Here is a 26,955-nt window from a genome sequence, read left to right as displayed (position 1 = left end):
TTACCTCGGTTTGCTTTTCGAAATCGAGCAAAAATGGTCACGGCCTGGGCGCGGGTTGCTAATGTTCGTCGCTGCCGGTCGAGGAACGGCGGAGCTGTCCGGAGGGGTGTGCGATGACGGCGGGATACGACGCGACACCGGAGGAGCTGCGCTACTGCGCGGCCATGCTGGCGCAGGTCGACGACGAGGTGCGGACCGCGCTGGGCACCCTGCAGTCCGAAGTGGATGAACTGTTCTCCGGCGGCTGGCAGGGCCCCGCGGCCGCGGCGTTCGCCGATGCCTGGCAGGACTGGCGGGACGGCGCGGACGAGGTCGTCGACGGTCTGAAGGACATGTCACGACTGTTGTCGGCGACCGAGCGGGCGTACACCGCGAACGAGCAGGACGCGGCCGACCGGATCACCGGCTCCGGGGCGGGTCTGTAGATGGTCGAGTTCCGCGTGGACCCCGCCCACCTCGACCACGTCGTCGACGAGGTGAGCCGGTTCGACACCCACCTGCAGGCCGCGCTCGACGACGCGGACAAGCGGGTCGACCAGCTGCACGCCACCTGGTCCGGCGACGCCGCCGACCGACACCGCCTCGCGCACGAGGAATGGAAACGCGGCGCCGGGAAGATGCGCGAGGCGTTGACCGCCATGCGCGAGATCGCCAGGACCGCGAGCGGCAACTACACCGACGCGGCCACCGCGAACGCCAGGATGTGGGAACAGCTGCGATGACCGGACCCATCAAGGTCGACACCGACACCTACGAGGCCGCCAGCAGGGTGTTCGGCGTCGACATCCACGCCGCGCTGTCCAAGGCTCGCGCCGACCTGGAGTCCGGCCTGTCCGGACAGGGCGGGATGGCGGGCGCCGACCCCGCGGGCAGCACCTGGGCCGACTCCTACGACGAGGCCGCCAAGACCGTGCACGCCCTCGTCGGCGACCTCGCCACCGCCTCGACGACCCTCGCCGCGCTCCTGCAGCAGAGCGGGTTCAACCACGGTCAGGCCGAGGACTCGTCCAACGCGGGCAAGCCCGCCGCCACGGCCCCGGACGACTCCATCTACACCCCCACCCCCGAACCACTCGCCGACCTGCCCTCCGCGCGCGGCGGCTCGGTCGGTCCACCCGCGCTCTGGTGGCTGGTGGAGCACACCGTCGGCTATGTCTGGCCCGACGGCGACCCCGGCAGGCTGCGCCGGGCCGCCCAGGCGTGGACCACCGCCGCGGGCGCGCTCGACGCCGCCGCAGGCCACGTCCCCGCCGCCGTCTCGGCCATCTCCGGCCAGCAGTCGCCGGAGGTGCACGACGCGACCGTGGTCTGCCAGGGCCTCGGCGAGAACATGGGCACGGTCGCCGCCGCCTGCCGCGACCTGGCAACGAGCTGCACCGACCTCGCCGGGCAGATCGAGAAGGCGCACCACGACATCGAGGACGAGCTGGTCAGCCTCGCCGAGTGGACGGTCGGCATCGAGGCGGCGGGCGCGGTAGCCGGACTGTTCACCGCGGGCATCGCCGAGGGTGCCGCGCAGGCGGCCGAGGCGGCCAGGATCGCGGCCACCGCCACCCGGATCGGCAAGATCATCGAGACGCTCGTCGAGATCGGCGGGACCATCGCCCGCACGGTCGGCACGGTGCTCGGTCGGGTCGCCGAGGCCGCGCAGCGGCTCAAGGTCATCCTGGGCGCCCGGCTCAGCAAGGCCGTCGCCGCGGTCGTGAGCAAGATCCCCGGCGTCGGCAGGACCGCCGTCGACGACGCATTCGAAGGGCTCAGCGCGTGGACCCTGCGCTGGTCCGAGCGGGGTCTGGAGATCGAGGCCCGGCTGGGCGGCAACCTGCCGCGCAGCTTCCCCACCATCGACAAGTTCGAGCACGGCGTGGCCACCAGCATCAAGAGCGTCGACCTCACCGCGGCCACCTACCAGAACACCGGCGCGCTGGCGTCCAGGCTGGAGGGGTACGTGGACAAGGTCGCCGGATTCAACGGTGCCACCTTCGACGGTACAGTGATCCGGTCCAGCCAGGTCACCGACCGAGTCCTGCAGGTCGCCATCCAACCGGGTGTCGCCTCGCCCGCCCAGCGCGCGATCCTCACCCAGCTGCGCCAGTACGCGGCGGCGAAGAACGTGCGAGTGATCATCTCGGAGGTCCCGTGAGCGAGCAACTGGTGGGGGTCGACCTCCGGCAGGGGGAGTACGTCGTCATCACCTACTCGCAGTCCCGTTCCGGGATGTGGGTCCTGGACGGGCAACCGGTCCGCCTGCCCGCCACCGCCGATTTCGAGCGGCTCGGCGCCTCCGTCACCGACGCCCTGGACCGTTCCCGAACCGGCCTCGACGACCCGGTCCGGGGCAGCAAACCCAGCCAACCCCTGCTCGACGCGTTCGGCGTCACCACCTACGCCGCCTACACCAAGGGCACGAGGTCGGTCGAGGTCTTCCGCGGCCCGGGCGGGATCGAGGTGACCCCCCAGCGCAACGAGGGCGGCCGCAAGGGCTTCACCCCGGTCCCGGACGAGACCCGCGCACCGGCCGACTCCTCACCGGGCTCCGTCGGCGACGCGGTGATCACCGCCTTCGGCAAGGCGAGCTAGCGGTCCGCCTGATCCACGACCGCTCCCTTGCCTGCCCCGGAGGCGGCTATCACGACCCGGTCGGGTGATGTGACGCCGGTGCTCATCCCCCTGGACCCTGCGGCGGGCCCGGTCGGCCGTCCGGCCGGCGTGGTCGGCGTCGCCGCGAACGCTGTGCGTCGTGCTGCTGTTGACCATGGTGGACGGTGCCGCGCCCGTGGCGGCGGCATGGGCGGTCAGTCTCCTGCTCGACGAACTGGTCGCCGGGCGCGCGCCCTCGACCCCGGCGGCGGGCATCGCGGTGCTCGTCGCGGCAGGCGTGCTGGTCAGGGCGATCGGCGGCGCGCAGGTGTACCTGCAGGGCAAGCTGCACCGGGACATGTCACCCGGATTCCGCGGCCGCCGGACCATGACGCTCCCGGACGACGGGTCGTTGACCACCACGAAGTCAGCTCGTTCAGGAAGGCAGGCAAAAGACTCCTCGGTCCATCCCTGGGCGAACGATGGTCGGTCTCCGGATCCGCGTGTGCGGTCGGCGCGAACGTGGTGACCCTACGGCGTGGTCGGTGACGCCGAGGGCCTGGAGTCGGGCAGTCCGGCGTAGTCGGGGAGGTCGACTCCGTTGAGCGCGCGGTCGATCAGCGCGGTGAACGCCGCCATGTCGGGTTCTTCGGCAGGCTCGTCGTCCGGTCGGGGGATGGCCCGGCTCTGCGCGTGCAGCCTGCCGATCTCCTGGTTGGCCTCGACGAACGTGCGCATGCGGGCCTCGTAGGCGGCGAACCCGACCGCGGGGTCCCACTGGGCGGCGGCCAGTTCGCCTGCGAGCAGGTAGGCGCCGACCAGGGCCAGCCCGGTGCCCGCCCCGGACATCGGGGACGGACTGAACGCCGCGTCGCCGATCAACGCCACCCGTCCGTCCGACCAGCGGTCCATCACCACCTGGGCCACCTGGTCGAGGTAGAAGTCCGGGGCGTCGTCCAGATGCGCGAGGATGCGCGGGGTCGACCAGCCCAGACCGGCCATCCGCTCGCGCAGCAGGTGTTTCTGCCCGTCGACGTCGCGGTGGTCGATGTCGAAGTCGGCCGCGGGGAAGGAGAACACCGCCATCGCCCGGGTGGCGTCCTTGATCGGCCGCAGGCCCGCGGACCGGGCGGACTCGTGGTCCTGGTAATCAAGGAACCAACGGTCCAACCCGAACTCGTTGGGCACGCTGTAGAAGGCCAACACGAGCCCGAGGTGGCGGACGAACCTTTCGCGCGGCCCGAAGACCATCGCACGCAGCGTCGAGTGCAGCCCGTCCGCGCCGACCACCAGGTCGAACCGCCGCCGGTCGCCACTGGTGAAGGTCACGTCGACCCCGTCCGCGTCCTGGACGAGCTCGGCGATCCGGTCGTCGAAGACGTACTCGACGCCGTCGCGGGTGTCGTCGTAGAGCACCTGCGACAGGTCCCCGCGCAGGATCTCGATCTCCGCGATGAGCCCGTCACCGCCGTCGTCGTCGGCGCGGTAGGTCTCCAGCACGTTCCCGTCGACGTCCACTGTGTACGCGCCCGCGGTGTCCGTGCAGGCCGCGCGCACGGCCGCGTCCAGCCCCATTCGTCGGATGACCTCCTTGGCCACCCCGCGCGCGTCCACCGCCTGCCCGCCAGGACGCAACCCGGGAGCCCGCTCCACCACGGTCACCTCGGCCCCCCGCCGCCGCAGCCAATGGGCCAACGCGGGCCCCGCGATGCTCGCCCCGGCCACCAACACCCTGTCCCCGCTCACCGCGGCCCCCGATCGCCCATCCGGATCACGACGCGGAGTGTATGCGTTGCCACCGGCAGCTTCGCGGTCATCACGGCCGAGCCCGAAACCGACCACCGCCCGGCACGACTACTTCGGCCCCGACCGGGCCTCAGTCGTGTTCCAGTCGGGTACAGACGGAGTTCAGGACGGTGAGCGCGGCGGTGATCGCGGGGCGACGGCCGGTGGGCAGGCGCCAGACGCCGTAGATGCGGCGGATCGGGGGTGAGCGGACGGCGAGGGGGCGGACGGTCGGGGGGAGCTTGCCGCGCCCCATGCGGGGGACGAGGGCCAGGCCGAGGCCCTCGCCGACGAGTTGGATCTGGCTGGCGTACTCGCTGACGATGTGGGTGAAGCGGGTGGGGCTGGGGGTGCGGTGGAAGGCGTTGATCAGGAAGTCGTGCGCGACCGAGCCGGGTTCGTGCAGCCAGGACTCGTCGCGCAGCTCGTCGAGGTCGACCGACGGGCGGTCGACCAGGGGGTGGGCGTGGTGGGCGAGGACATCGGACAGGTCGTCGCCGATGTGCCTTGCCTGCAGGCCCTCGGGCAGGGACAGTGGGATGGCCATCCAGTCGTGGGCGACGGCGAGGTCGGCGGTGCCGCGGGCGACGAGTTCGACGGCGCGGTGCGAGTCGGCCTCGATCAGCCGCAGGGACAGCGCGGACCAGGTGTCGGCGAGCTCGCGCAGGGCGGCGGGCAGGACGCCGCGGGCGGCGGTGGGGAAGGCGGCGATGGTGAGAGTGCCGGTGACGGTGTCGGCCTGCGCCTGGAGTTCGGCGTTCATGCTTTCCAGCTCGATGACGATCCGGCCTGCCGACTCGGCGAGGACCCGGCCCGCCGGGGTCAGCGTGGTGCGGCCCGCCTGGTGTTCGACGAGCTGCTGGCGCACGTCCCGGCTGAGCCGGGCGATCTGCTGGGAGATCGCGGAGGGGGTGTAGCCCAGCGCGCTGGCGGCGGCCGTCATGGACCCGTGGGTGGCGAGGGCGTCGATCGCGCGCAGCCCCGCCAGGCTCACCGTCAGCACGCCCGCGTCACCTCACTCTCCGTACCCGCCGCCTGGGGTCATCCTGGCACAACACCGACACGATCCGGGCAACTGTCACGCTCCGCCATCGCCCGCCGACGGCAGGTGCAGTACCGCGTCCACCTCGACCTTGACCGACCGCAGCCCGACCACGACCGTCGTGCGGGCCGGTTTCCACTCGCCGAAGTGGGCGGCGTAGGCCCGGTCGAACTCGGCGAAGTCCGCCGCGTCGGTCAGGTAGGCGGTCACCTTGACCACGCAGGTCTGGTCGCCGCCCGCCGCGCGCACGACGACGGCGAGGTTGTCCAGGGTCAGCGTGGTCTCGGTCGCCACGTCGGCGGGCTGGTAGGACCCGTCAGGCAGGCGCGGCACCTGGCCGGACACGTAGACGGTGTCGCCCGCGCGGACGAACGGTTGGTAGTGGCCCGCGGGAGGGATCATCCGCGGGTCACCCGGATCGCCTCGGAGAGCTGGAAGGCGTTGAACCGCTGTCCGGTGGCGAAGTCCGCGTCGATGCCCGCCAGGAACGCGAACGCGGGCGCCAGCCGCGATGGCGGCACGATGCCGATCCGCATTTCCTCCGTGTAGTGGGAGTCCGACATCGGCGTATCAATAGGACGGCCGGTGGACGTCGTGTTGACCGCGATGTTGTGTTCCTTGCCTTCCAAGGACAACACCTTCATCAGTCCTTCTTGCGCGTGCTTGCCGGGCGTGTACGCGGTTTCCTTGACGAAGCCGAACAGCGCCGACCCCGACGACAGGAACACGATGCTGCCGTCCCGCGCCCGGACCATGTGCGGCCACACGGTTTTCGTCAGCACGTAGGCCGCGCCGAGGATGATGTCCACCTCGCGCCGCCAGTCGTCGAAGGTGACGTCCACCATGGACACCTCCTTGAGCACGGCGGCGTTGTGGATCAGCACCCGAGGCGTCCCGTAGTGCGCCAACGCCGTCTCGACCGCGGCCGCGGTGGCCACCGGGTCGGCCATGTCCACGGTGATCGGCAGGACGTCCGCGCCGGTCGACCGCAGCTCGTCGGCGAGCGCGGTCAGCTTCGCCTCCTGCACGTCCATCATCGCCACCCGCATGCCGCCCGCTACCAGCTCACGGGCGATCTCGCGGCCCAGCCCCTCGGCGGCGCCGGTCAGGAACGCCACCTTGCCGTTGATGTCGATCACGCGGACACCCCTTCCCGGGTGACTCGGATGGCCTCGGAGAGCTGGAAGGCGTTGAACCGCTGGCCGGTGGCGAAGTCCGCGTCGATGCCCGCCAGGAACGCGAACGCGGGCGCCAGCCGCGATGGCGGCACCATCACCGCGCGCATGGCATCGGTGTAGGTGTACGCGAGCGGACCGTCGATCGGCGCGCCGGTGGTGATGGTGTTGGCGGCGACGTTGTGCTCCTTGCCTTCCAGGGCGAGCACCTTCATCAGCCCCTCCTGCCCGTGCTTGCCCGCGACGTATGCGGCCTCGTTCGCGAACCCGGACAGCGCCGAGCCCGACGAGACGAACGCGATGCTGCCGTCGCGCGCCTCGACCATGTGCGGCCAGACGGCCTTGGCGAGCACGAACGCGCTCTGCAGAATGGCGTCGGACTCGGCCTTGAACGCCGCGACGCCGAGTTCCAGCACGGGGACCTCGCGGAACACCGCCGAGTTGTGCACGACCAGCCGTGGCGTGCCGAACCGCCGCACCGCATCCTCGGCGGCGGCGCGCAGCACGTCGGCGTCGGTGAAGTCGGTGACGAACGCGTGCACGGACGGCACTTCCTCGGCCAGCGCGCGCACGGCGTTGGCCTGGTCGCACAGCACCGCAACGGTCATGCCCGCGGCGGCCAGCTCGCGGGCGACGGCGTGGCCGATGTCCTCGGCGTTGCCTGCCACGATGGCGAACCGGCCGGTGGGGTCGATCATCCTGGCTCTCCTAAACGATCTCGGCGACGAGGGCGACGACCTGGCCGGGCGACTCGATCCGGGCCAGGGTGGGGCGCAGCAGGGCGAGCGCGGTGCGCGGGAACGGCGCGCGGAAGGTCTCCAGCACCTCGTTGGACACCGGGTCGAGCAGGTGGCCGACGACCGTGCCCTGCTCGACCACGGTGCCCAGCGCCGACTCGCGCAGCACCGGCCGGTAGATGCCCGGTCGGGAGGTCGACAGGGGCAGCTTGCCGGTGGCGGGCGTGCCCGGCTCGTCGGGCAGGTCGGCCTCGGTCAGCACGCCTGCCTTGCCCAGGGCCCGGCGCAGGCCACGGGTGACCGTGGCGGCTCTGTCCTCCTCGTACTCGCCGCGCCCGCCCATCTCGATCCACACCGCGACCGCGCCGCGCACCCGGGCGTGCCCGGTGAGGCTGGACGCGCGGTCGGGGCCGTCGAGGATCAGCGGCGTGCCCATCCACTCGGCCACGTGCTCGCTGCCGGGGAACCGGTAGGTGAAGCAGTTGATGTTCCAGCTGCCGCCGCCGTGCACGTCGAGCACCACGTCGGCGCCGTCGACCGCGTGCTCGGCCAGCACCGCGGCCAGCCGCTGGGTGTGCGAGCCGCCGGGGTCGCCGGGGAAGGAGCTGTTGAGGTCGAGCAGGTCCAGGTGGGTCTGGCGGGCGTCGGCCTCGGTGGCCAACGGGTGCGCCACGGGCACCACCCGCAGCGTGCCGAGCAGTTCCTCCCGCCGCACGGAGGCCAGCAGCCGGTTGACCGCGAGGGTGCCCCAGGGTCCCTCGTCGCCGTGCACGCTCGCCACGACCAACCCGACCGGACCGCCGTGCCCGACCGTCCCGATCCGCACGTCGACGGTGCCGTAGGCCAGTGACGAGGCGACCGGGTGATCGCTCCACTCGATCGTCTCCGCGAGTGTCGGCATATTTCCCTCCTGACGTCCATTGCGCTGAACATTCGGTGGGCGGATTCTGCGCAGACCCGATCGCGAAGCACAAGACAGAGTTCGACAACGCCGCCGGTTACGTTTGCTTGAAGCGCACATGCCCAGGTCGGACCGCGATTAGCAGGTCTTAACAGGGGGCTTCACCGATTGTTGCTTGCCATTCCCGCGAACTCGCCTGTTCACTCTGGTGACCTCGATCCGCCCCATCGTTGAGAGATGTGGAGCAGCATGAAAGGTCGAAAGATTTCCGCCGTCCTCGCCGTCGCCGCGGTGGTGACCGCCTGTTCCGCGGGTACCCCGGGGGGCGGCGGCGACACGGGCAACCTGGTCACGGGCGCGGCCAACACGGTCAACACCGGTACGGCGCGGCAGGGCGGCACGATCACCTACGTCCTGGAACGCAACATCGTCGACTGGAACCCGCTCGGCGCCGACATCGGCGTGGCCACCCAGTTGGTCGCCGACGTCTACGACCCGGCCCCGTTCGTCACCCTGCCCGACCTGAAGACCGTCGAGCTCAACAAGGACCTGCTGGTCAGCGCCGAACAGACCGGCACGGCACCGCAGACGCTGGTGTACAGGATCAACCCCGATGCGGTGTGGAACGACGGCACCCCGATCACCGCGGCCGACTTCGACTACGTCCGACGCGCCTCCGACCCCAAGGTGTGCCCGAAGTGCGAGGCCGCCTCCACTATGGGCTACGACCACATCACCTCCCTGGTCGGCACGGACGACGGGCGCACGGTCACGGTGACCCTGAGCGAGCCGTTCGGCGACTGGAAGTCGCTGTTCGGCCCGATCCTGCCCGCGCACGTCGCCCGCAAGCTCGGCGACGACGGCACCCCCGAGGGCCTGGCGAAGTCGTTCAACGACGGGTTCCGCTACAAGGACTCCTTCCCCGACTGGTCCGGCGGCCCGTTCATGTTCAAGTCCTGGGAGACCAACCAGGCCGCCACGCTCGTGCCCAACCCGAAGTGGTGGGGCAAGCCGGTCACACTGGACAGCCTGGTGTTCCGCGTCATCACCGACACCTCGCAGGAGGTGCCCGCGCTGCAGAACAACGAGGTCCAGATCATCAACCCCGACCCGCAGGTCGACCTGCTGCGCAACGTGCAGGCGCTCAGCGGCGTGAAATACCAGCTCGTGCAGGGGCTGCGCAAACAGATGATCCTGCCCAACCTGAACAACCCCGCCATGCAGGATCCCGTGCTGCGCAAGGCGTTGTTCACCGCGATGGACGTCAAGCAGACCATCGGCAAGACCGTCGGCCAGCTCACCTCCGACGCCCAACCGCTGCGCAACCGGATCTACGTGCCGCAGCAGCCCGGGTACCAGGACAACCTGGGCACCCTGGGCACCGGTGACGTCGCCAAGGCCACCTCGATCCTCACCGACGCGGGCTACAAGATCGACGCGGGCAGGCTGATCGACCCCCGGGGCACCCCGGTCCCGACGCTGACCATGCGCTACATCCAGAACAACCAGATCCTGCAGACGGTGTGCCAACTGTTCGCCGACACCGCCAAGAAGCTCGGCGTGACGGTGGACGTGCAGACCACCGACTCGGTCGGCGCGACCGTGACCCACCAGGCGGGCAAGGACTTCGACCTGTTCGCGATGGGCTGGATCGGGCAGACATTCCTCGCCTCCCAGTACTCGCAGGCGTTCATGACCAAGGCAGGCCTGAACTTCGGCGGCTACTCCAGCCCGGTCGTGGACGACCTGCTCGCCAAGGCGCTGCGCGCCACCGACGAGACCCAGGTCGCCGGTTACCTCGACGGGGTGGACGCGCAACTGACCGAGGACGCCTACATCCTGCCGCTGTACCAGGTGCCGGATCTGCTGGTGTACAAGGCGAACCTGGTCAACGTCCGGGCCAACGGCACCTACTTCGGGCCGCCCTACAACGGCGGCGAGTGGGGCATCACCGGCTGACGCGTGGCGCGGGTCACCGGACCCGCGCCACCCAGGGGAAGGCAGGCAGCGATGTTGGCTTACGTGCTGCGGCGGTTGCTGCACGCGGTCCCGATCGTGCTGGTCGGCTCGTTCATCACGTTCGTCATGGTCAGCGCGTCCGGCGACCCGCTCGGCGACCTCAAGGCCAAGCAGCCGCCGGTGCCCAGGGCGGTCCTGGACGCCGAGGCGCACCGGATGCGGCTCGACCAGCCGGTGCTGGAACGGTACTGGCACTGGCTGAGCGGCATCGTGCGCGGCGACTGGGGCCCGTCGGTCAAGAAGATCGACATCGGCGCGGAGATCTGGCCCCGGCTGTGGGTCTCGGCCCGCCTGGTGACCCTCGCCGTGCTGCTGGCGCTCATCCTGGCCCTGGTGATCGGCGTGGTCAGCGCGGTCAAGCGGTACTCCGCGGTGGACTACGTGTTCACCGCCATCGGGTTCCTGCTGCTGTCGATGCCCGCGTTCTGGTTCGCGATCCTGCTCAAGCAGCAGGCGATCGACCTCAACCAGGCCACCGGGTCCACCCTGGTCTACACGGTCGGCGAGGCCGCCATCCCACCGCCGACCGGGTTCTGGCCGACGGTGTCGGACGTGCTGGGCCACCTGGTGCTCCCGACCATCGTGCTGGCGATGACCGCGTTCGCGCCGTGGAGCCGGTTCGTGCGGTCCTCGATGATCGAGGTGCAGGACAGCGACTACGTGCGGTTGGCCCGCGCCAAGGGGATCAAGCGGCGGAAGGTGCTGGTGCGCCACGCGTTGCGTACCGCGCTGGTGCCGCTGACCACGGTCGTGGCACTGGACCTGGCCGTGCTGTTCTCCGGCGCGGTGGTCACCGAGACCGTGTTCCAGTGGCGCGGCATGGGCTCGTTCCTGCTGTCCGCGGTGCGGGACAAGGACATCTACGCGGTGATGGCGTGGCTGCTGCTGGTGTCGGTGATCGTCGTGGTGTTCAACCTCGTCGCCGACCTGCTCTACGCCGTGCTGGACAGGAGGGTTCGCCTTGGTTGAGATCACGCGGGCGGGCGGCGAGGTACCGGTCGCCACGCCCCGGTGGCGGCTGGTGGGGCGCCGGTTCCGGCGCCACCGGCTCGCCACCGCCAGCCTGGTCGTGTTCGTGCTGCTGGTGCTGCTGGCGTTCGTCGGCGGCGCGCTGTGGCACTACTCCTACGACGTGTACACCCCCGACAACTCCCAGCCGCCGTCGGCCCGGCACCCGTTCGGCACCGACGCCACCGGCTACGACCTGCTGGCCCAGGTGCTGCGCGGCACGCAGCGGTCGGTCGAGATCGCGCTGTTCGTGGCGGCGGTGTCCGGCGTGTTCGGCAGCGTGTGGGGCGCGGTGGCCGGGCTGCACGGCGGCAAGGTCGACACGCTGATGATGCGCGTCGCCGACCTGGTGTTGATCTTCCCCGCGATCGCGGTGGCGGCCGTGCTGGCCGACAACGTCGGCGGCTCCAGTCAGGGCTGGCTGCTGATCGGCCTGGTGCTGGCCGCCCTCACCTGGCCCTATGTCGCCCGGCTGGTGCGCGGTCTGGTGCTGTCGCTGCGCGAGCGCGAGTTCATCGCCGCCGCCCGCACCTTCGGCGCGGGCTCGTGGCGGATCATCTTCCGGCACGTGCTGCCCAACGCGCTCGGCACGATCATCGTCGCGGTGACCATCATCGTCGCGGTCGCGATCCTGGCCGAGACGGCGCTGTCGTTCATCGGCTTCGGGGTGCGCCCGCCGGACACCTCGCTGGGGCTGCTGGTCAGCCAGAACCAGACCGCGGTGTCCACCCGGCCGTGGCTGTTCTACTTCCCCGGCCTGTTCATCGTGCTCATCGCGCTGAGCGTCAACTTCATCGGCGACGGGCTGCGCGACGCCTTCGACAACACCAGGTCCCGGAGCAGGCGATGACCCGGCAGGCGACGACCGAGGTGCTCGGCGTGCACGACCTCACCGTGTCCTTCCCCGACGAGCGCGGCCGGGTGACGGCCGTGCGCGGGGTGTCCTGGTCGCTGCGCCCGGGGGAGGTGCTCGGCGTGGTCGGCGAGTCCGGTTGCGGCAAGTCCGCGACCGCGCTGGCGGTGATGGGGCTGCTTCCTCCCGGCGCGCGGGTCGGCGGATCGGTCCGGTTCCGTGACCGCGAACTGCTCGGGTTGCGCGACGACGAGCTGGCCTCGGTGCGCGGCCGCTCCGTGGCGATGGTGTTCCAGGACCCGCTCTCCGCGCTGAACCCCGTCTACTCGGTGGGGTTCCAGGTCGCCGAGGCGGTTCGGGCGCACCACCCCGGCCTGGGCCGCGAGGAGGCCGTCGAGCGCGCGATCGCGCTGCTGGACCTGGTCGGCATCCCCAACGCGCGCGAACGGGTCGCGGACTACCCGCACGAGTTCTCCGGCGGGATGCGCCAGCGCGTGGTCATCGCCATCGCCATGGCCGACGACCCGGACGTGATCATCGCCGACGAGCCGACCACCGCGCTGGACGTCACCATCCAGGCCCAGGTCCTCGACGCGCTGCGCACCGCCCGCGAGCAGACCGGCGCGGCGACCGTGCTCATCACCCACGATCTCGGGGTGGTCGCCGGGCAGGCGGACCGGGTGGTGGTGATGTACGCGGGCAAGGTCGTGGAGTCCGGCACGGTCGAGGAGGTCTTCTACGCCCCGCGCATGCCCTACACCCTGGGGTTGCTGGGCAGCCTGCCCCGCCTCGACGGCGCGCGGGACGTGCGGCTGACACCCGTCGCGGGCACCCCGCCCGCGCTGGACCGGCCGATCACGGGGTGCGCGTTCGCGCCGAGGTGCCCGCTTGCCACCGATCTCTGCCGCACCGAGGAACCGCCGCTGGCGCCGGTCGACGGCGAACACCTGGCCGCCTGCCACTTCAGCGCCGATCTCGTCGACAAACGCCCGCAGGACGTGTTCCCGCCACGCCCCGCGCCCCCGTCGCCGGACACGCCGGTGGCCGGACAGGCCACGCCGATCGTCACCGCGGCCGGACTGGTCAAGCACTACCGGGTGCGCGGCGCAGGCCTGTTCCGCCGCGACCGGGGCGAGCTGCACGCGGTGTGCGACGTGTCGTTCGACCTGTCGACGGGGGAGACGCTGGGCCTGGTCGGCGAGTCCGGGTCGGGCAAGTCGACCATCGCGAAACTGCTGATGTCCCTGGAGCAGCCGACCGGCGGCAGGCTGCTGCTCGACGGTGAACCCCTGGCGCGCCGCGGGCACGCCCGGGACCTGCAGATCGTGTTCCAGGACCCGATGAACTCGCTGGACCCGCGGATGACCGCGGCCGACCTGGTCGCGGAACCGTTGCGGGTCAACGGGACCGGCCGCCGCGAGGCGCGGGCCCGCGCGCTGGAGCTGCTGCGGTCGGTGGGGTTGTCGGGGGCGCGGTCCGAGCGCTACCCGCACGAGTTCTCCGGTGGGCAGCGCCAGCGCATCGGGATCGCCCGCGCCCTGGCCCTGCGGCCCCGTGTGCTGGTGCTCGACGAACCGGTGTCCGCCCTCGACGTGTCGGTGCAGGCCGACGTGATCAACCTGCTGGAGGACCTGCGGGACTCGCTGGGCCTGGCGTACCTGTTCATCGCCCACGACCTGTCGGTGGTGCGCCACATCGCCGACCGCGTGGCCGTGCTCTACCTGGGCCGGGTGGTGGAGACCGGGGACCGCGACCCGGTGTTCGACCACCCGCGCCACCCGTACACGCGCGCACTCGTCTCGGCGGTGCCGCTGCCCGATCCGCGCAAGGAACGGGCCCGCGAGCGGATCGTGCTGACCGGCGACGTGCCCAGCCCGGTGAACCCGCCGTCGGGCTGCCGGTTCCGCACCCGGTGCCCCACCTACCTGGGCGAGTTGACCGACACGCAACGCGCCCGGTGCTCCGGGGAGGTGCCCGCGCTGCTGGACGGCGTGGCCTGCCACTGGGCGCGGCCGTGAACCACCTGAACCACTCGACACCAGAGGGAGACACCGACATGGCGGCAACCCGTGACACCGTGGAATCCCGGCGGGTGCTGCGGACGCACCTGCCGGAACGGGCCGACACGCTCGGCGTGTCCGTGCGGGAGGCGGACCTGGGACTGCGGTTGGACGGCGCGGGCCACGGGTTGCTGGACACCACCCACTTCGACACGGTCCGCTTCCCCCCACCGCCCTGGGCACTGACCGCGTTCACCGCCGCGGCAAGCGACGGCGAACTCGCCTACACCGGCTACCGCGGCAACGCGGCCGTACGTGCGACATGCGCGCGGTCGGTGTCCGGACTGCTCGGCGTCGACGTCGACCCGGACCGCGAGATCATCATCACCACCGGCACCCAGGGCGGCCTGTTCGCCACGCTCAGCGCCCTGGTCGACTCCGGCGACATGGTGGCGCTGGCGGACCCGGAGTACCTGTTCGTGGAACGGATGCTGCGGTTCCTGGGCGCCCGGGTGGTGCGCGTGGGCATGGTCGAGCACCCCGCCGGACCGCAGCTGGACCTGGCCGCGCTGGAGACCGTGGCCCGCGAGGGCGTGAAGCTGGTGCTCACCTCCAACCCGAACAACCCCACGGGCACCGTGTACACCCCGGAGACGGTACGCGGACTGGCCGCGCTCGCCGTGCGGCACGACTTCCTCGTGGTCGTCGACGAGCTGTACTGCAGGCTGGTCTACGACGACGTCCCGTTCACCCATCTCGCGGCGGAACCGGGGATGGCGGAGCGGACGGTGACCCTGCTCGGCGGGTCGAAGACGGAGTCGCTGAGCGGCTACCGGGTGGGCGTCGCGATCGGCCCGTCCCCGGTGGTCGACGCGATCGAACAGGTCATGGCGATCTCGTGCCTGCGCGCCCCCGCGTACTCCCAACACGTGCTGACCCACTGGCTGGTCGACGACGTCGAGTTCGTCCGCACCCGCCGCACCGAACTGGCCGCGCTGCGGGAACTGAGCGTGGCCCGGCTGCGCCGGGTCGATGGCCTGCTGGTGCGTCCCGGCGCGGGCACCGCCTACCTGTGGCCGGACGTCTCCGCACTCGGCCTCGACGACGTCCGGGTGGCGCGGGTGCTGCAGGAGCGGGCCGGGGTGATCGTGAGCCCCGGGTACCAGTTCGGGCCATCCGGCCACGGCCGGTTCCGGGTCTGCTACGCCCGCGAGGAGACCGGCTGGGCGGCCGCCCTGGACCGGATGGCCGACGCACTCACCAACGCGGCGGTGGCCTCGTGACCAGGGTCGTGATCTGCTCACCGCTGGAACCCGACCTGGTCGACCGCATCGCGGCGGTCGACCCGCGCGTGGACGTGCTGTACGAGCCGGATCTGCTGCCCGTACCGCGCTACGAAGGCGACCACGTCGGTGTCCTGCCGGAGTTGACCGACGAGCAACGGGCCCGATGGTCCGCCCTCACCTCGACGGCCGAGGTGGCGTTCGATTTCGACCGCCGCGCCCCTTCACGGGTCAACGAGGACTTCCCGCGCCTGCGCTGGCTCCAGGCCACGAGCGCGGGCCTGGGGCGGTTCACCGACCAGTACCCACTGGACCTGTCGAAGGTCGCGGTGACCACGGCCGCCGGGGTGCACGCCGTGCCGTTGGCTGAGTTCGTGCTGACGGGCCTGCTGCACTTCGTCAAGGACGTGCCCCGGCTCAAGGCGTGGCAGGCCGAACACCGCTGGACCCGCTACACGAGCCGGACCCTCGCAGGCCGACGTGTACTGGTGGTCGGATTGGGTGCGGTCGGCCGCCACACCGCCGCCGTGCTGGCCGGTCTCGGCGTCGAGGTGATCGGCGCGGTCCGCCCGGGCGGCACCGCCACCGCCCCCGGCGTCGCCACGGTGGTCCACTTCGACGCGATCGGCCCGATCCTGCCCACCGTGGACGCCGTCGTCCTGGCCTGCCCGCTCACCCCCGACACCGAGGGCCTCCTGGGTGCCGCCGAGATCGCCGCGCTGAAGCCGGACACGGTGGTGATCAACATCGCCCGCGGCCAGGTCATCGACGAACCGGCCTTGACCACCGCCCTCGCCACGGGCGCCCTGCGCGGTGCGGTATTGGACGTGGCGACCGTCGAGCCGCTACCTCCCGACTCCCCACTGTGGAACCTTCCCAACGTCATCATCTCCCCGCACTCCGCCTCCACCGCCGCCGACGAGAACGCCCTGATCACCACCCTCTTCTGCGACAACCTCCGCCGCTGGCTGGACGGCACACCCCTGCACAACCTGTACCGGCCGGACCTGGGCTACTAGTGGTGCGACTCAGAACGTCGGCCGTGTATCGGCGGGTCCACGGCGTGGCTGGCGGTGCCGCCGGGACGGCCTCGTACTGGATGTACTTGGTCGTTTCCGGCGGTGCCGTCAGGCGCGTCGTGGGCGGGTCGAGACGCGGTCGACGTTCTGAGTCGCACCACTAGTGGTGTCTCGGGCACGATCAACCGGCCACCCACCTCCACGATGCGCGGAGACGAGGAGTTCAGAGCACGTAGTCCTCGCGCAGGTAGTGCCGGTAGAGCGTGGACGCGACGATCGCCGGGTCGCCACCGGCCAGGGCGTCCACCAGGTCCCGGTGCAGGCGAGGCATCTCGGCGAGGTCGAGGTGCTGCTCCTCCAGCGAGGACCGCATCACCGCGCCCATCTGAGCGTCCATCCCGGCGAACAACCGGGCCAACCGCGGCTTGCGGGCGGCGGCCACCAGACTCCCGTGGAAGGCCGTGTCCAGGTCGACCATCACCGCCAGATCCCGGTCGCGCGCGGCATGCTCCATCCGGTCGACCAACTCGGTGAGCGGGTCGACCAACTCGGCCGCGCCATGGGCCAGCACGGCCCGCACCGCGCCCTCCTCCAACACATAGCGGGCGTAGCAGGCGTCCTGGATGTCCTCGTGGGACAGTCGCGTCACGACGCTGTGGCGGCGCGGGCTGATCTCGACCAGGCCCTCACCCGCCAGCCGGGCGAGGGCGGAGCGGACCGTCGCGCGGCTGACGCCCAGGTCCTCGGCGATCGACGCCTCGATGAGACGGGTGCCCGAGGGCAGTTCGTTGTTGAGGATGCGGGTGCGCAGCAGCCGGTGCACCGTGTCGGGCAGGGACAGGTGTTCCAGGTCAGGCACCGGGACACCCCAGCAGGTCCGGCGTCACGCCCACGTGACCGTCGGGGTCCACCCGCACGTCGATCCCCGCGGTCGGTCCGCACAGTACCGGCATCGCGCCGGGGCCGTGGCCGGGCAGCGGGCTGCCTGCGTGGACCAGGACCGCCACGGTCGACCACCCTTCCCTGCTCCCGGCGTTGTGCCGGACGTCGACATCGTCAATGCATACCAGATCACCCAGCCGCCAGTGCGCCGCCTCCGCCGGGCCCACCTGCAGGTCGAGGTCCCACTGGTGCGCCGGGCGCCCGAACCCGTTGCCCACCAGGTGCGACGGCACGCGAGCACGCACCGACCGGCCGCGCAGGGCGGGCAGGAGCGCGGGGTCGACGTTGAGCGAACCCGCCGCACCCTGGCCGTGCGCGTGGATCGCGACCTGGTCGCCGGGCACCATCCGCGCCAGCACGTCCTGTGTGTACACCACGATCACCCGACCCTCGCGTTTGCCCAGCACCCGCCCGGTCGCGCCGCGCGCGTCCCCGCTACGCACCACCGCCGTGTTGCCCAGACAGGCGAACGCCGTCAACGCGTGGCAGGCGGCCGGGTCGGGGTGCACGAGCGTGACACCGGGCGCCGCGTGGTCGGCGTCGACGTCGAACACGCCGTCGCCCAGGCGCAGTCCCAGCACGACGCCGCCGGTCGCCGTCGGCACGTACGGCACGCCGTCCCGGTCGACCAGGTGCGGGGTGGCGCCCAGTCGCGGCGTCTCGACCACACCGAGCAGGGTGGTCCGGACCAGGGCGTTCACCAGGCGGCGCCGAGGTTCGCGGCGGGGTCGTCGACCAGGTCGAAGGCCGTGGCGGGACCGGTGAACAGGGTGCTGGGTCCTGGTCCGTGGCCGAACAACCGACAGTCGCCGGTGCTGATCGTCCCGATCGCCACGTATCCGGCGCGGTGACCGCGGCCGAAGCGGTGGTCCTGGTCCAGCAGCACCACGAGATCACCGATCCGCACGTCGGTGACCCCCATGAGGTCGGTGTTGGCGAACTCCGACACCATCCCCGCCCCCGCGCCGACCGCCGACGACGGCACCCGGGCGGCGACCCGCACCCGCAGCCGCCCGTCCGGCGCGGTCTGCACCGGCAGCCGCGGCAGCAGGTCCGGGTCGAGGTTCCGCACCCCGACCTCGGGGTGGTCCAGCAGCCGCAGCCCCTGCCCGCGAGCCCGGATCGCCACCCGATCGCCCGGCACGACCGCCGCCGCGTCGTCGAGGTCCACCAGCACGGAGGCGTGCTGCCCCAGGACCCGTCCCCTCGGGCGCCCCTCGATCAGCACGGTCACCTCGTTGCCGACGCACGTCAGGTACTGCAGCGCGTGGTCGGCCGCCGGATCGGGGTGCCACACCGACAGGCCGGGTTCGAGATGGTCGGCGGCGTGACCCGTGGCCGGGTCGCCGACCCGCACACCGAGGGTGACCCCACCCATACCGGGCAGCAGGAACGGCTGCCCGTCGGCGTCGACGCGGTAGCCGAAACGGTCGCCGAGCGGCGGGCGGACCTCGCCGACCAGGATCTGGGTCAGCAGCCGATCGGCGTTGCTGCGCGGGATCACCGTGGACCGAACCGGAAGCCGTGCGCGCGGATCGCGGGCGCGGTGACCGACCCGTTCCACACGTTCATGATCGGCTGCGCCCGCAGCTCGGCCCCCACACCATCTACTGTGGACAACAGGTCGAACACGGACTGGGTGAACCGAGCACCCCGCACGGGCTCGGTCTGCTCGCCGTCCACGATCCGGAAGCACGCGTCCCGGCTGACGCCGGTGATCGTGCTCGTCCGCCGGTCGACCAGCCGGGTGTACCAGAACCGCTCGACGTAGAGCCCGTCCGCCACGCCCGCGACCAGGTCGTCGTCCGGGCCGGGCGCCATCACGACGTTCGCCGCGACCGGGGCGGGCAGCGACTCCCGCGCCACGTGGGCATGGCCGGTCCGGTCGTCGACCGCGGCACCGACCAGTCCGGCGGTCAGCAGCGGCACCACGGCCTTGGACGTGCCCGACACGTCGAACGGGATGGGCAGCCCGAACGGGTGCGACGCGTCGTCGGCCACCGTGACCGGCTCGGCGGCCACCCGCCGCCCCGGCCCGGTGGCCACGCCGACACCCGCCTCGGCCAGACCGCCGTCGAAACCGAGCACGCCAAGGAACCCGAGCAGCTCCCCGGTGGCCTCGGGACCCAGCACGACGGTGTAGACGCCGTCGGGCAGTGGCTTCCGGCCGCGGGTGCGCACGGCACGGGCCACCACGTCCGCCACCGTCGCCGGGGTCAGACCCAGCTCGGTGCGGGACCGGTGCAGGTTCGCCCAGTGCGCGGAGCCGTCCCCGTCGCCGACCGTGAGACTGCCGGTGGCCTCGGTCGCCACCACGTGCCGCAGCGCGCCGGTGCTCGCGGCGACGGCGAGCTGGGTCACGGCCCGGCCGACCATGCCCGCCGCGGTGGCGCCCACCCGGCGCGCCTCCGCCATGGCGTGTGCGGCGATCGTCACCCGCTCGGACGCGTCGAAGGCGGCGGTGTCGTCGTGCCAGAGCAGGTGATCGTCATTGGTGGCGTTCTCGGGCGTCCACGCCGAGCCGGGGCCGGGCGCCGCGTGGTCGAGGTCGCGGGCGATCGCGGTCGCCCGGCGGACCGCGTCGGGCACGCGGTCGAGCGCGCTGGTGGCGACTCGCGCGGCGTGCCCGTTGACCACGGCGCGCACCACGACCTGCTGCTCGGTGATGTCCTGCGGCTGGTGTACCCGCTCAACGGCGAACCTGGTGTACTCCCCGGCCCGCGCCAGCAGCGCGGCCTCGACGTGGTCGGCGGCGGCCCCGCGCACGGCCGCGGCGAGCAACTCGGTGGCGCGGGCGGGCTCGACAGGAGCGGCGAAGCCCATCACGCCACCCCGATCCGCACACCACGCACCAATGTGGACGGCGCGCCGTGGCTGAGGAAACCCCACTGCTTGGGCTCGCCCTTGCCGCACGGGTAGCCGAAGATCCGCAGGTCGTCGGCGACCGCCTCGACCGAGCCCCAGAACCGCGGGGTGGTCCCGCCGTAGGAGAAGTTCTTCAGCAGCCTGCCGCGTTTGCCGCCGCGCACCTCGTAGGCCACCTCGGTGCCGAACTGGAAGTCCCACCGGCGCTCGTCGATGGACCACGACCGGTTGTCCTCGGCGTAGAAGCCCTCACCCAGGCGGTCGCACAGTTCGTCGAGCGTGCCGGTTCCGGGTTCGAGGTAGACGTGCGTGGCGAAGCACACCGGGGTGTAGCCCCAGCCGTCGGAGCGCGCGGCGCCGGTGAGCGGCAGGCCCGCGCGCGCCGAGGAGTCCAGGGTGGAGAGTGTGTCGCGCACGATTCCCCCGTCCACCAGGGTGCGGCGGCAGGCGGGCGTGCCTTCGTCGTCGAACGCGAAGCTGCCTCGGGTGCCCGGGACGGTCGGGTCGCTGGTGATGGTGACGGCGGGGGAGCCGTAGCGCAGGGAGCCGACGTCGTCGACGCCGATGAACGAGGTGCCTGCGAAGTTGACCTCGTCGCCGAGGATCCGGTCCAGTTCCAGGGCGTGCCCGGCGGACTCGTGGATCTGCAGCGACATCTGCTGCCCGCCGAGCACCACGTCGGCGGTGCCGGAGGGCGCGACCGGCGCGGTCAGCAGCGCCACCGCCTCCTCGCCCACCCGCGCCGCGTTGGCGACGAGGTCGCGCCCGAGCACGAACTCCCAGCCTGCCGCGGCCGTGTCGCCGTGGAAGGAGTTGGGGTAGCTGCGCCGCTGCACGTCGCCGTGCCCGGCGGCCAGCACCAGTACCAGCACACCGGTCTCCAGGAAGTGCTGGTGCTGCCGCGACCCGGCCGAGTTGCCGAAGTGCCGGTGCTGGCGCTTGGCGTTGACCCCCACCTGCGCGGACACCACGTCCCGCGGCACGCACGCCGCGTCCAGCGCCTCGCTCAGCAGCGCCTGACGAGCGTGCTCGGCGACGGTGAACGGGTCCTGCTCGACGGCCGTCTCGTACCGTCCGCTGTGGACCTCCAGCTCCGGCAGCCGCACCGGTTTCGACGTGCCCCGCGCCGCCACGGCCAGTGCGTACGCCCGGCGCGCCGCGGTGACGGCCTCCGCGCTGTCGGCCAACGGGCACGCGGCGAATCCCCAGACACCGTCGACCAGCACGCGGACGCCGATGCCGAGGGTGTGCTCGACGCGCTCGTCCACGTCCGCGCCGAGCCTGCGGTACACCCGCAGCTCCTCGGCCTCGACCAGCCGCACGTCGGCGTGCTCGACCCGACCGTCGACCGCGTCCAACGCCGCCTCCACCAGCGCCGCGGCGGTGGCGTCGTCGGCCAGCGCACCCCACCCGTGCGGGCTCACGCCGCGTCCCCGAGCGGGAAGTCCACCCAGGCGCGGCGGTGGAACGACGCCTCGAACGCGTTGATCGTCTCCTGCACCAGCGCGCCCTGCTCGAAGTCGCCCTGGTTGGTGTCGCCGCCGTCGAGGACCTCGGTGGCGAAGTCGGCGCAGAGGTTGGCGTAGAACAGGGCACCCCAGTCCTCCGTGGACGCGCCGCCCGGGGGGAAGAACTCGGCCGGGATCTCCCGCTCGACGAACTCGGCGGCGTCCTTGGTGGCCGTGCGGATCGTCTGGCAGACACCGGACTCCGCCACCAGTCGCACGATCAGCGCACCCTCGGAGCCGTAGACGCGGGCCTCGATCCCGGGCAGGTTGCCGACCGTGACGTAGGAGGACTGGATGGACGCGATCAGATCGTTGTCGAACTCGCAGATCCACATGTCGCCGTCGTCGATGTTGAGCCGCTGCCTGCGCCCCGTGGCCCAGACCACCCGCTCTGGCACGAAGTTGCGCATCGTCCCGACGACGGAGGTCAGCCGCCCACCCGCCCACCAGTGCATGATGTCGATGATCGGCGCCCCGTAGCCCTCGATGGACGAGGTGGCGATCACGGTGGGGTCGGCGTCGGGATCGACCTGCCGCATCGGCGTGGCCGGGTCGATCCACTGGCTGTTCTGCTCGAAGCCGTTGAACACGTACGGCGTGCCGATGAACCCGGCGTCGATGAGGCTCTTCGCGTACCGCACCGCGGGGGCGTACCGGAAGGTGAACCCGAGTTTCGTCTTGAGCCCCCGGGTCTTGGCCGCCTCGGCGAGCGCCCGTGTCCGTCGGAAGTCCCGGTGCACCGGCTTCTCGCACAACACGTGCTTCCCCGCCTCGATCGCCGCCGCGGCCACCTCGTAGTGCGCGGAGTTGGCCGTGGCGACGTCGACGACGTCGACCGAGGGATCGTCCACCACCTCCCGATAGTCGGTCGAGGTCCGCCGCACCCCGAACCGCTCCGCCACCTCGCCGAGCACCCGCGGGTCGGTGTCGACCAGCGCCACCACCTCGACCCGGTCGTCCCGCGCCCAGCCGGGCAGGTGAGCCCACTGCGCCCACCGCCCGGCCCCGATCACCGCAACCCGAAGCCCGTCCATCCGTTCTCCTCCGCTCGCTGCGCCCACCGTAGGTCGATTGTCGATTGTCGACAACATCTCCGAAGGGTGGCGCAGGTCACAAGCGGGCGGAGGGTCGCCGTCCGGACCATCGCAACGATCGAGTTCTACCGACGTGATCGGTGACCTGTATGAATAGCCCTCCCGGTCATCTTGTCGGATCAGGGGGCGTGCCATCGACCGTCGGACAGACCCGTTTCGGGCGGCTTATCCGGTGATCGACAGCACCAGTTTCCCGCGCACGTGCCCGCCCCGGCTCTCCTCCTGCGCGGCGGCCGCCTCGGCGAGCGGGAACACCCGCGCCACGGTGATCGCCAGGGTTCCGTCGAGCACCAGCGCGGCGGCCTTGGCCAGCCGGTCGGGCAGCTCCGGGCCCGCCGCGGACACCACGCGCGCGCCGAGCCCGCCCGCGGTGAAGTCGGCGATGGTGGCCACCCGGTCCGGTTTCCCGGTCAGCTCGATGAGCGCGGGCACCGAGCCCTGCCCGGCGGTGTCGAACGCCGCGTCCACGCCGTCGGGCGCGAGCGCGCGGACCCGGTCGACCAGGCCGTCGCCGTAGGTGGTCGGTTCGGCGCCGAGACCGCGCAGGTAGTCGTGGTTGCGCTCGCCCGCGGTGCCGATCACCCGGGCCCCGAGGTGCCGGGCCAGCTGCACCGCGACCGCGCCGACACCGCCGGCCGCGCCGTCGACGAGCAGCGTCTGCCCGGCGCGGACGTCGAGCTCGGCCAGCACGGCGTAGGCGGTGTTGACCACGACCGGCATCGCGGCCGCGGTATCCCAGGCCAGCCCGGCGGGCTTGACCGCGAGCTGGTCGGCACGGGCGATCGCGAGCTCGGCGTAGCCGCCGGTGCCGATGGACCCGAACACCTCGTCACCGGCGGCGAACCCGGTCACATCCGCCCCGACGGCGACCACCACGCCCGCGATGTCGGCGCCGGGCACGGCGGGCAGCTCGACCGGCAGGATCGACCGCACCAGCCCCTCGCGCAGCTTCCAGTCGATCGGGTTGATCCCGGCGGCGTGCACGCGCACGAGCACCTCGCCCGGCCCCGGGTCGGGCGAGGTCACCTCCTCGACGCCCAGCACCTCCGGCCCGCCGTACTCCGCGAACCGCACCGCCCGATGTGTGTTTGACACCCTGACCTCCCTGTGTGGATCCCCTCGACCACGGTACTCACGCGGATCCGTTGTCCCACAAGGTGGATCATCCGTCCACTCGGGACGGTCAGGCGACGCGGTCGACCAGCTCGGCCAGCGCCCGCCCCAGCGGCAGGTCCACCCGCACGGCGGCGTGCTCGTCCCCGCGGGTGCGGCCGCGGTTGATGATGTGCACCGGGATGCCCGCTGCGGCGGCACGGCGCACGAACCGCAGGCCGGACATGACCGTCAGCGAGGAACCGAGGACGAGCAGCGCGGCCGCGGCGTCGACCAGGTCGTTGCAGTGATCGACCCGGTCGCGGGGCACGTTCTCGCCGAAGAACACGACATCGGGTTTGAGCGTCCCCGCCGGGCAGGCGGCGCAGTCGACGAGGTGGAAGGAGCCGACCGCGTCCTCGGGCAGGTCGACGTCGCCGTCGGGGTTGATCCGGCCGGTGACGGCGCCGAAGTCGGGGTTGGCCGCGCGCAGCCGTCGGTCGAGCTCCTCGCGGGCGCTGGTGGTGCGGCAGCCCAGGCAGATCACGCGGTCGAGACTGCCGTGCAGCTCCACGACGGCGGGTGTCCCGGCTGTGGTGTGCAGGCCGTCGACGTTCTGGGTGATGACACCCGCCAACAGCCCGGCCTCGTGCAGGGCGGTCACGGCCCGGTGCCCGGCATTGGGCCGCGCGCGAGCGATCGTGCGCCAGCCGACGTGGCTGCGCGCCCAGTACCGGCGGCGGGCGTCGGGGGTGCCGACGAACTCGTCGTAGGTCATGGGGGTGTGCCTGCGCAGGCTGCCGTCGGTGCCGCGGTAGTCGGGGATGCCGGACTCGGTGGACAGGCCCGCGCCGCTGAGCACCACCACCCCGCCCCCGGCCAGGACGGGGACCACCTCGTCGAGGCTGGTCGTGCGTGGCAGGGGGGCGGTGGTGGCCGTCCAGGAGAGGGTCGGCCGGGTCCGCATGCCGCCGAGTCTACGTGCGCGCCTCGCCGTACCCGGCACTCTCGCTGGGGTCGGTGAGGTGGCAGGCGTTGTTGGGGTCGTGTCGCCGGAGCGGGCGATTGTCGATCTTGTGGCTGTGCGAGGCTCTACCCGGGAGGATGGGACAGCGTGGATGTGATTGCCCGGCTGCGTGCCGCGGGATGTGTGTTCGCCGAGGATGAGGCGCGGTTGCTGACCGACGCGGCGACCACGTCGGCGGAGCTGGACGTGTTGGTCGCGCGGCGCGTCGAGGGCATCCCGCTGGAGCACCTGCTCGGTTGGGCGGAGTTCCGGGGCGCCCGGATGGCGGTCGCACCCGGTGTCTTCGTCCCGCGGCGCCGGACCGAGTTCCTCGCCGAACAGGCCATCGCGCTGACGCGGCCGGGGCAGATCGTGGTGGATCTGTGCTGCGGCTGCGGGGCGGTCGGCGCTTCCATCGCGGCCGAGATCGACGTGGAGGTCCACGCCGCCGACATCGAACCCGCGGCGGTGGCGTGCGCGCGCCGCAACCTGCCCGACGGTCACGTCCACCAAGGAGACCTGTACGCGGCACTCCCGCCGTCGTTGCGAGGGCGGGTGGACGTGCTCGTGTCGAACGTCCCCTACGTCCCGACCGACCGGATCGCGATGATGCCCCCCGAGGCCCGCGCCCACGAACCCCACTCCGCCCTCGACGGCGGCCCCGACGGCCTCGACTTCCAACGCCGGGTCGCCGCCGAGGCACCGGACTGGCTGGCCCCGGGCGGCCACCTGCTGGTGGAGACCAGCGTCGAACAGTCACCCGAGTCGCTGTCGATCTTCGAGACCGCCGGTCTCACCGCCCGCCTGCAACGGTGCGCTGACCGGGAGGCCACGATCGTGCTGGGACGTCACGACAGGGGATAGCCCTGCCCGGTCTCGCCGACCCGTCCGCTCCCGGCGTTCGGTCAAGGACGTACCCGCGCCTGTGGATCGTTCGACAGCCTGTGGACAACCGCCCGGGATCCCCCCGATTTCCATTCTTCCAGGGAGAGCGGCGCGGTGGAGGAATCCATCCACAGGGACAGGTCGGGGTGCCGGGTTCGACAGGCGGACGTGTCAAGGAGCGACCCAGGGCTGTGGATGGTTGACCGTACTGTGGACAACCGCCTGGGGATCCCCCGAGTTCTACTCTTCCGGAAGACGGGGCAACGCGGGAGAAGTTGTCCACAGGCGCGCGTTGCACGAGGGCGCCCGGGTGTCCATGGGCTCCGAGTGCCGGTTCCGGCGAGCAGGACCCTCATGTGAGCGCGGACGACGTGGTGTTGTTCGCGGACGCGACCTGCACGGCAGCTCGGGCGAGGGCCGCGACGGACGGGGACGTACTGCGTGCGGGCCAGGCGAGCAGCAGGGCGCACGGCGGGACGTCCGTCACCGGGACAACGGTCAGGTCGGCGCCTGCATCGGTGGGGTCGTGTCCGCAAGCCGGTCGACAAGGAAGTCGAGTCGTTGCTCCTGTCCGCTCAGGGGGATACGGCCGCTGTCGGACAGGACGGCGATGCCGTGCAACGCGCTCCACAGAACCTCGGCGAACAGTTCGCGGCGTTCGTTGTCCGGACGGAAGCAGCTGACGAACTCGTCGAAAGCGGCGCGCAGCGGGGGCGGTGTCTCGGTGCTCGCGAACTTCAGGTCGGTGGGCAGGATGAACATGGCCTGGTATAGCGCGGGCCGTTCGGTCGCGAACCCCAGGTAGGCGCGGCAGAGGGCGCGCAGGGGCCGGTCGGGGGCCGACTGTCGGGCGTGGCGCAGGTGGGTGGCGAGATCGTCGAACCCGGCCAGGGCGACGGCGCCGACGATGGCGTCCTTGCCGTCGAAGTGGCTGTAGAGCACCGGCTGGCTGTATTCGACGCGCTCGGCCAGCCTACGGGTCGTCACCGCGTCCCAGCCCTCGGTCTCGGCGAGGTCGCGCGCGGCGGTGATGATCAGCTGGTGGCGGTGTGCGCGGTCGCGTTCGCGGCGCTCGCCGGTGGCGGACATGGCCGCATTCTAGCAACGCTAGACATCCTGTCGATGGCAGGTTAGCGTCGCTACCGATGCTAGCGCCGCTAG

General features: G+C 71.8%; 28 protein-coding genes. 12 read left to right on the top strand and 16 right to left on the bottom strand.

From position 1 onward, the window contains the following. Positions 1 to 113 precede the first annotated feature (113 nt). From C503_RS42885 to C503_RS0101315, 5 genes are all read left to right on the top strand, one after another. Positions 114 to 425 (top strand): WXG100 family type VII secretion target, encoded by a 312-nt coding sequence (locus C503_RS42885; RefSeq protein WP_018680392.1) that lies wholly within the window; start codon positions 114 to 116, stop codon positions 423 to 425. Then, the gene (locus C503_RS0101330; protein ID WP_018680391.1) at positions 426 to 722 is read left to right on the top strand and encodes a WXG100 family type VII secretion target; all 297 of its coding nucleotides are present in this window, start codon (positions 426 to 428) and stop codon (positions 720 to 722) included. It abuts the gene before it with no gap. Next, positions 719 to 2,143: an endonuclease toxin domain-containing protein gene (locus tag C503_RS37300; protein WP_018680390.1), complete on the top strand. Its 1,425-nt coding sequence runs from the start codon at positions 719 to 721 to the stop codon at positions 2,141 to 2,143. The genes C503_RS0101330 and C503_RS37300 overlap by 4 nt, the downstream gene beginning before the upstream one ends. After that, positions 2,140 to 2,580 carry a hypothetical protein gene (locus tag C503_RS0101320; RefSeq protein WP_018680389.1) on the top strand — a complete coding sequence of 147 codons (441 nt, stop codon included), beginning with the start codon at positions 2,140 to 2,142 and terminating at the stop codon, positions 2,578 to 2,580. The genes C503_RS37300 and C503_RS0101320 overlap by 4 nt, the downstream gene beginning before the upstream one ends. A gap of 160 nt (positions 2,581 to 2,740) precedes the next feature. Next, positions 2,741 to 3,109: a hypothetical protein gene (locus C503_RS0101315; RefSeq protein WP_018680388.1), complete on the top strand. Its 369-nt coding sequence runs from the start codon at positions 2,741 to 2,743 to the stop codon at positions 3,107 to 3,109. A gap of 2 nt (positions 3,110 to 3,111) precedes the next feature. On the opposite strand, the gene C503_RS0101310 is transcribed toward C503_RS0101315, so the two are convergent. The 6 genes from C503_RS0101310 to C503_RS0101285 all read right to left on the bottom strand — a co-directional run bounded on the left by C503_RS0101310 (position 3,112) and on the right by C503_RS0101285 (position 8,220). After that, entirely contained in the window at positions 3,112 to 4,326 is a 1,215-nt protein-coding gene (locus C503_RS0101310) for an FAD-dependent monooxygenase (protein ID WP_018680387.1), read from the bottom strand. 130 nt (positions 4,327 to 4,456) lie between these two features. Then, positions 4,457 to 5,368: a LysR family transcriptional regulator gene (locus C503_RS0101305; protein WP_018680386.1), complete on the bottom strand. Its 912-nt coding sequence runs from the start codon at positions 5,366 to 5,368 to the stop codon at positions 4,457 to 4,459. Positions 5,369 to 5,443: 75 nt separating this feature from the next. Further along, entirely contained in the window at positions 5,444 to 5,809 is a 366-nt protein-coding gene (locus C503_RS0101300; protein WP_018680385.1) for a RidA family protein, read from the bottom strand. Continuing rightward, positions 5,806 to 6,546, bottom strand: coding sequence for an SDR family NAD(P)-dependent oxidoreductase (locus tag C503_RS0101295; protein WP_018680384.1), 741 nt, complete (start codon positions 6,544 to 6,546; stop codon positions 5,806 to 5,808). Before C503_RS0101295 ends, C503_RS0101300 begins: the two co-directional genes overlap by 4 nt. Beyond that, entirely contained in the window at positions 6,543 to 7,280 is a 738-nt protein-coding gene (locus C503_RS0101290) for an SDR family NAD(P)-dependent oxidoreductase (protein ID WP_018680383.1), read from the bottom strand. The genes C503_RS0101295 and C503_RS0101290 overlap by 4 nt, the downstream gene beginning before the upstream one ends. Before the next feature lie 10 nt (positions 7,281 to 7,290). Further along, positions 7,291 to 8,220 carry a succinylglutamate desuccinylase/aspartoacylase family protein gene (locus tag C503_RS0101285; RefSeq protein ID WP_018680382.1) on the bottom strand — a complete coding sequence of 310 codons (930 nt, stop codon included), beginning with the start codon at positions 8,218 to 8,220 and terminating at the stop codon, positions 7,291 to 7,293. 249 nt (positions 8,221 to 8,469) lie between these two features. Between C503_RS0101285 and C503_RS0101280 the strand changes: the two genes are divergently transcribed. From C503_RS0101280 to C503_RS0101255, 6 genes are read left to right on the top strand one after another with little or no spacing between them, the layout of a single operon-like run. Beyond that, entirely contained in the window at positions 8,470 to 10,179 is a 1,710-nt protein-coding gene (locus C503_RS0101280; protein ID WP_018680381.1) for an ABC transporter family substrate-binding protein, read from the top strand. Positions 10,180 to 10,230: 51 nt separating this feature from the next. After that, positions 10,231 to 11,208, top strand: coding sequence for an ABC transporter permease (locus tag C503_RS0101275; RefSeq protein ID WP_018680380.1), 978 nt, complete (start codon positions 10,231 to 10,233; stop codon positions 11,206 to 11,208). After that, positions 11,201 to 12,097 (top strand): ABC transporter permease, encoded by an 897-nt coding sequence (locus C503_RS0101270; protein WP_018680379.1) that lies wholly within the window; start codon positions 11,201 to 11,203, stop codon positions 12,095 to 12,097. Before C503_RS0101275 ends, C503_RS0101270 begins: the two co-directional genes overlap by 8 nt. Continuing rightward, positions 12,094 to 14,118, top strand: a complete 2,025-nt coding sequence (locus tag C503_RS0101265; RefSeq protein WP_018680378.1) for a dipeptide ABC transporter ATP-binding protein — start codon at positions 12,094 to 12,096, stop codon at positions 14,116 to 14,118. The genes C503_RS0101270 and C503_RS0101265 overlap by 4 nt, the downstream gene beginning before the upstream one ends. Positions 14,119 to 14,156: 38 nt before the next feature. Further along, on the top strand, positions 14,157 to 15,383 hold the full coding sequence (locus C503_RS0101260) for a pyridoxal phosphate-dependent aminotransferase (protein WP_018680377.1): 1,227 nt from the start codon (positions 14,157 to 14,159) through the stop codon (positions 15,381 to 15,383). Further along, positions 15,380 to 16,402 (top strand): D-2-hydroxyacid dehydrogenase, encoded by a 1,023-nt coding sequence (locus C503_RS0101255; protein ID WP_018680376.1) that lies wholly within the window; start codon positions 15,380 to 15,382, stop codon positions 16,400 to 16,402. Before C503_RS0101260 ends, C503_RS0101255 begins: the two co-directional genes overlap by 4 nt. Positions 16,403 to 16,625: 223 nt before the next feature. Here C503_RS0101255 and C503_RS37295 read toward each other — a convergent pair whose 3' ends face one another. The 8 genes from C503_RS37295 to C503_RS0101215 all read right to left on the bottom strand — a co-directional run bounded on the left by C503_RS37295 (position 16,626) and on the right by C503_RS0101215 (position 24,870). Further along, positions 16,626 to 17,261 carry a GntR family transcriptional regulator gene (locus tag C503_RS37295; RefSeq protein WP_018680375.1) on the bottom strand — a complete coding sequence of 212 codons (636 nt, stop codon included), beginning with the start codon at positions 17,259 to 17,261 and terminating at the stop codon, positions 16,626 to 16,628. Then, positions 17,254 to 18,045, bottom strand: coding sequence for a DUF4438 family protein (locus C503_RS0101245; RefSeq protein WP_018680374.1), 792 nt, complete (start codon positions 18,043 to 18,045; stop codon positions 17,254 to 17,256). The genes C503_RS37295 and C503_RS0101245 overlap by 8 nt, the downstream gene beginning before the upstream one ends. Beyond that, the gene (locus C503_RS0101240) at positions 18,042 to 18,848 is read right to left on the bottom strand and encodes a DUF4438 family protein (RefSeq protein WP_033400091.1); all 807 of its coding nucleotides are present in this window, start codon (positions 18,846 to 18,848) and stop codon (positions 18,042 to 18,044) included. Before C503_RS0101240 ends, C503_RS0101245 begins: the two co-directional genes overlap by 4 nt. Further along, positions 18,845 to 20,167, bottom strand: a complete 1,323-nt coding sequence (locus tag C503_RS0101235) for a metallopeptidase TldD-related protein (RefSeq protein ID WP_018680372.1) — start codon at positions 20,165 to 20,167, stop codon at positions 18,845 to 18,847. Before C503_RS0101235 ends, C503_RS0101240 begins: the two co-directional genes overlap by 4 nt. Next, positions 20,167 to 21,633, bottom strand: a complete 1,467-nt coding sequence (locus C503_RS0101230) for a TldD/PmbA family protein (RefSeq protein ID WP_018680371.1) — start codon at positions 21,631 to 21,633, stop codon at positions 20,167 to 20,169. Before C503_RS0101230 ends, C503_RS0101235 begins: the two co-directional genes overlap by 1 nt. Then, a complete protein-coding gene (locus tag C503_RS0101225; protein WP_018680370.1) occupies positions 21,630 to 22,751 on the bottom strand; it encodes a Gfo/Idh/MocA family protein in 1,122 nt (373 codons plus the stop codon). The genes C503_RS0101230 and C503_RS0101225 overlap by 4 nt, the downstream gene beginning before the upstream one ends. A 225-nt stretch (positions 22,752 to 22,976) precedes the next feature. Next, a complete protein-coding gene (locus tag C503_RS0101220; protein WP_026315876.1) occupies positions 22,977 to 23,906 on the bottom strand; it encodes an NADP-dependent oxidoreductase in 930 nt (309 codons plus the stop codon). 88 nt (positions 23,907 to 23,994) lie between these two features. Next, the gene (locus tag C503_RS0101215; protein WP_018680368.1) at positions 23,995 to 24,870 is read right to left on the bottom strand and encodes an NAD-dependent protein deacetylase; all 876 of its coding nucleotides are present in this window, start codon (positions 24,868 to 24,870) and stop codon (positions 23,995 to 23,997) included. Between the two features lie 147 nt (positions 24,871 to 25,017). On the opposite strand from C503_RS0101215, the gene C503_RS0101210 reads away from it, so the two are divergent. Beyond that, entirely contained in the window at positions 25,018 to 25,773 is a 756-nt protein-coding gene (locus C503_RS0101210; RefSeq protein ID WP_026315875.1) for a putative protein N(5)-glutamine methyltransferase, read from the top strand. Between the two features lie 373 nt (positions 25,774 to 26,146). On the opposite strand, the gene C503_RS48380 is transcribed toward C503_RS0101210, so the two are convergent. Both C503_RS48380 and C503_RS0101205 read right to left on the bottom strand, forming a co-directional pair. After that, entirely contained in the window at positions 26,147 to 26,281 is a 135-nt protein-coding gene (locus C503_RS48380) for a hypothetical protein (RefSeq protein ID WP_281170480.1), read from the bottom strand. Between the two features lie 11 nt (positions 26,282 to 26,292). Beyond that, positions 26,293 to 26,883 (bottom strand): TetR/AcrR family transcriptional regulator, encoded by a 591-nt coding sequence (locus C503_RS0101205; protein WP_018680366.1) that lies wholly within the window; start codon positions 26,881 to 26,883, stop codon positions 26,293 to 26,295. Positions 26,884 to 26,955 lie beyond the last annotated feature (72 nt).

Origin of the sequence: Actinokineospora enzanensis DSM 44649 (assembly GCF_000374445.1) — a bacterium.
In the GTDB taxonomy this organism is placed as follows: domain Bacteria; phylum Actinomycetota; class Actinomycetes; order Mycobacteriales; family Pseudonocardiaceae; genus Actinokineospora; species Actinokineospora enzanensis.
The sequence above is the reverse complement of the archived record's forward strand: the minus strand, read 5'-3'. Positions and strand labels throughout refer to the sequence as shown.

Bases quoted from the DNA above. Each gene is read 5' to 3' on its own strand.
- C503_RS0101205 (WP_018680366.1), bottom strand. From the start codon at position 26,883: ATGTCCGCCACCGGCGAGCGCCGCGAACGCGACCGCGCACACCGCCAC.
- C503_RS0101215 (WP_018680368.1), bottom strand. From the start codon at position 24,870: ATGCGGACCCGGCCGACCCTCTCCTGGACGGCCACCACCGCCCCCCTG.
- C503_RS0101225 (WP_018680370.1), bottom strand. From the start codon at position 22,751: ATGGACGGGCTTCGGGTTGCGGTGATCGGGGCCGGGCGGTGGGCGCAG.
- C503_RS0101285 (WP_018680382.1), bottom strand. From the start codon at position 8,220: ATGCCGACACTCGCGGAGACGATCGAGTGGAGCGATCACCCGGTCGCC.
- C503_RS0101265 (WP_018680378.1), top strand. From the start codon at position 12,094: ATGACCCGGCAGGCGACGACCGAGGTGCTCGGCGTGCACGACCTCACC.
- C503_RS42885 (WP_018680392.1), top strand. From the start codon at position 114: ATGACGGCGGGATACGACGCGACACCGGAGGAGCTGCGCTACTGCGCG.
- C503_RS0101300 (WP_018680385.1), bottom strand. From the start codon at position 5,809: ATGATCCCTCCCGCGGGCCACTACCAACCGTTCGTCCGCGCGGGCGAC.
- C503_RS0101330 (WP_018680391.1), top strand. From the start codon at position 426: ATGGTCGAGTTCCGCGTGGACCCCGCCCACCTCGACCACGTCGTCGAC.
- C503_RS0101290 (WP_018680383.1), bottom strand. From the start codon at position 7,280: ATGATCGACCCCACCGGCCGGTTCGCCATCGTGGCAGGCAACGCCGAG.
- C503_RS0101260 (WP_018680377.1), top strand. From the start codon at position 14,157: ATGGCGGCAACCCGTGACACCGTGGAATCCCGGCGGGTGCTGCGGACG.
- C503_RS0101235 (WP_018680372.1), bottom strand. From the start codon at position 20,167: ATGGGCTTCGCCGCTCCTGTCGAGCCCGCCCGCGCCACCGAGTTGCTC.
- C503_RS37300 (WP_018680390.1), top strand. From the start codon at position 719: ATGACCGGACCCATCAAGGTCGACACCGACACCTACGAGGCCGCCAGC.
- C503_RS0101280 (WP_018680381.1), top strand. From the start codon at position 8,470: ATGAAAGGTCGAAAGATTTCCGCCGTCCTCGCCGTCGCCGCGGTGGTG.
- C503_RS0101275 (WP_018680380.1), top strand. From the start codon at position 10,231: ATGTTGGCTTACGTGCTGCGGCGGTTGCTGCACGCGGTCCCGATCGTG.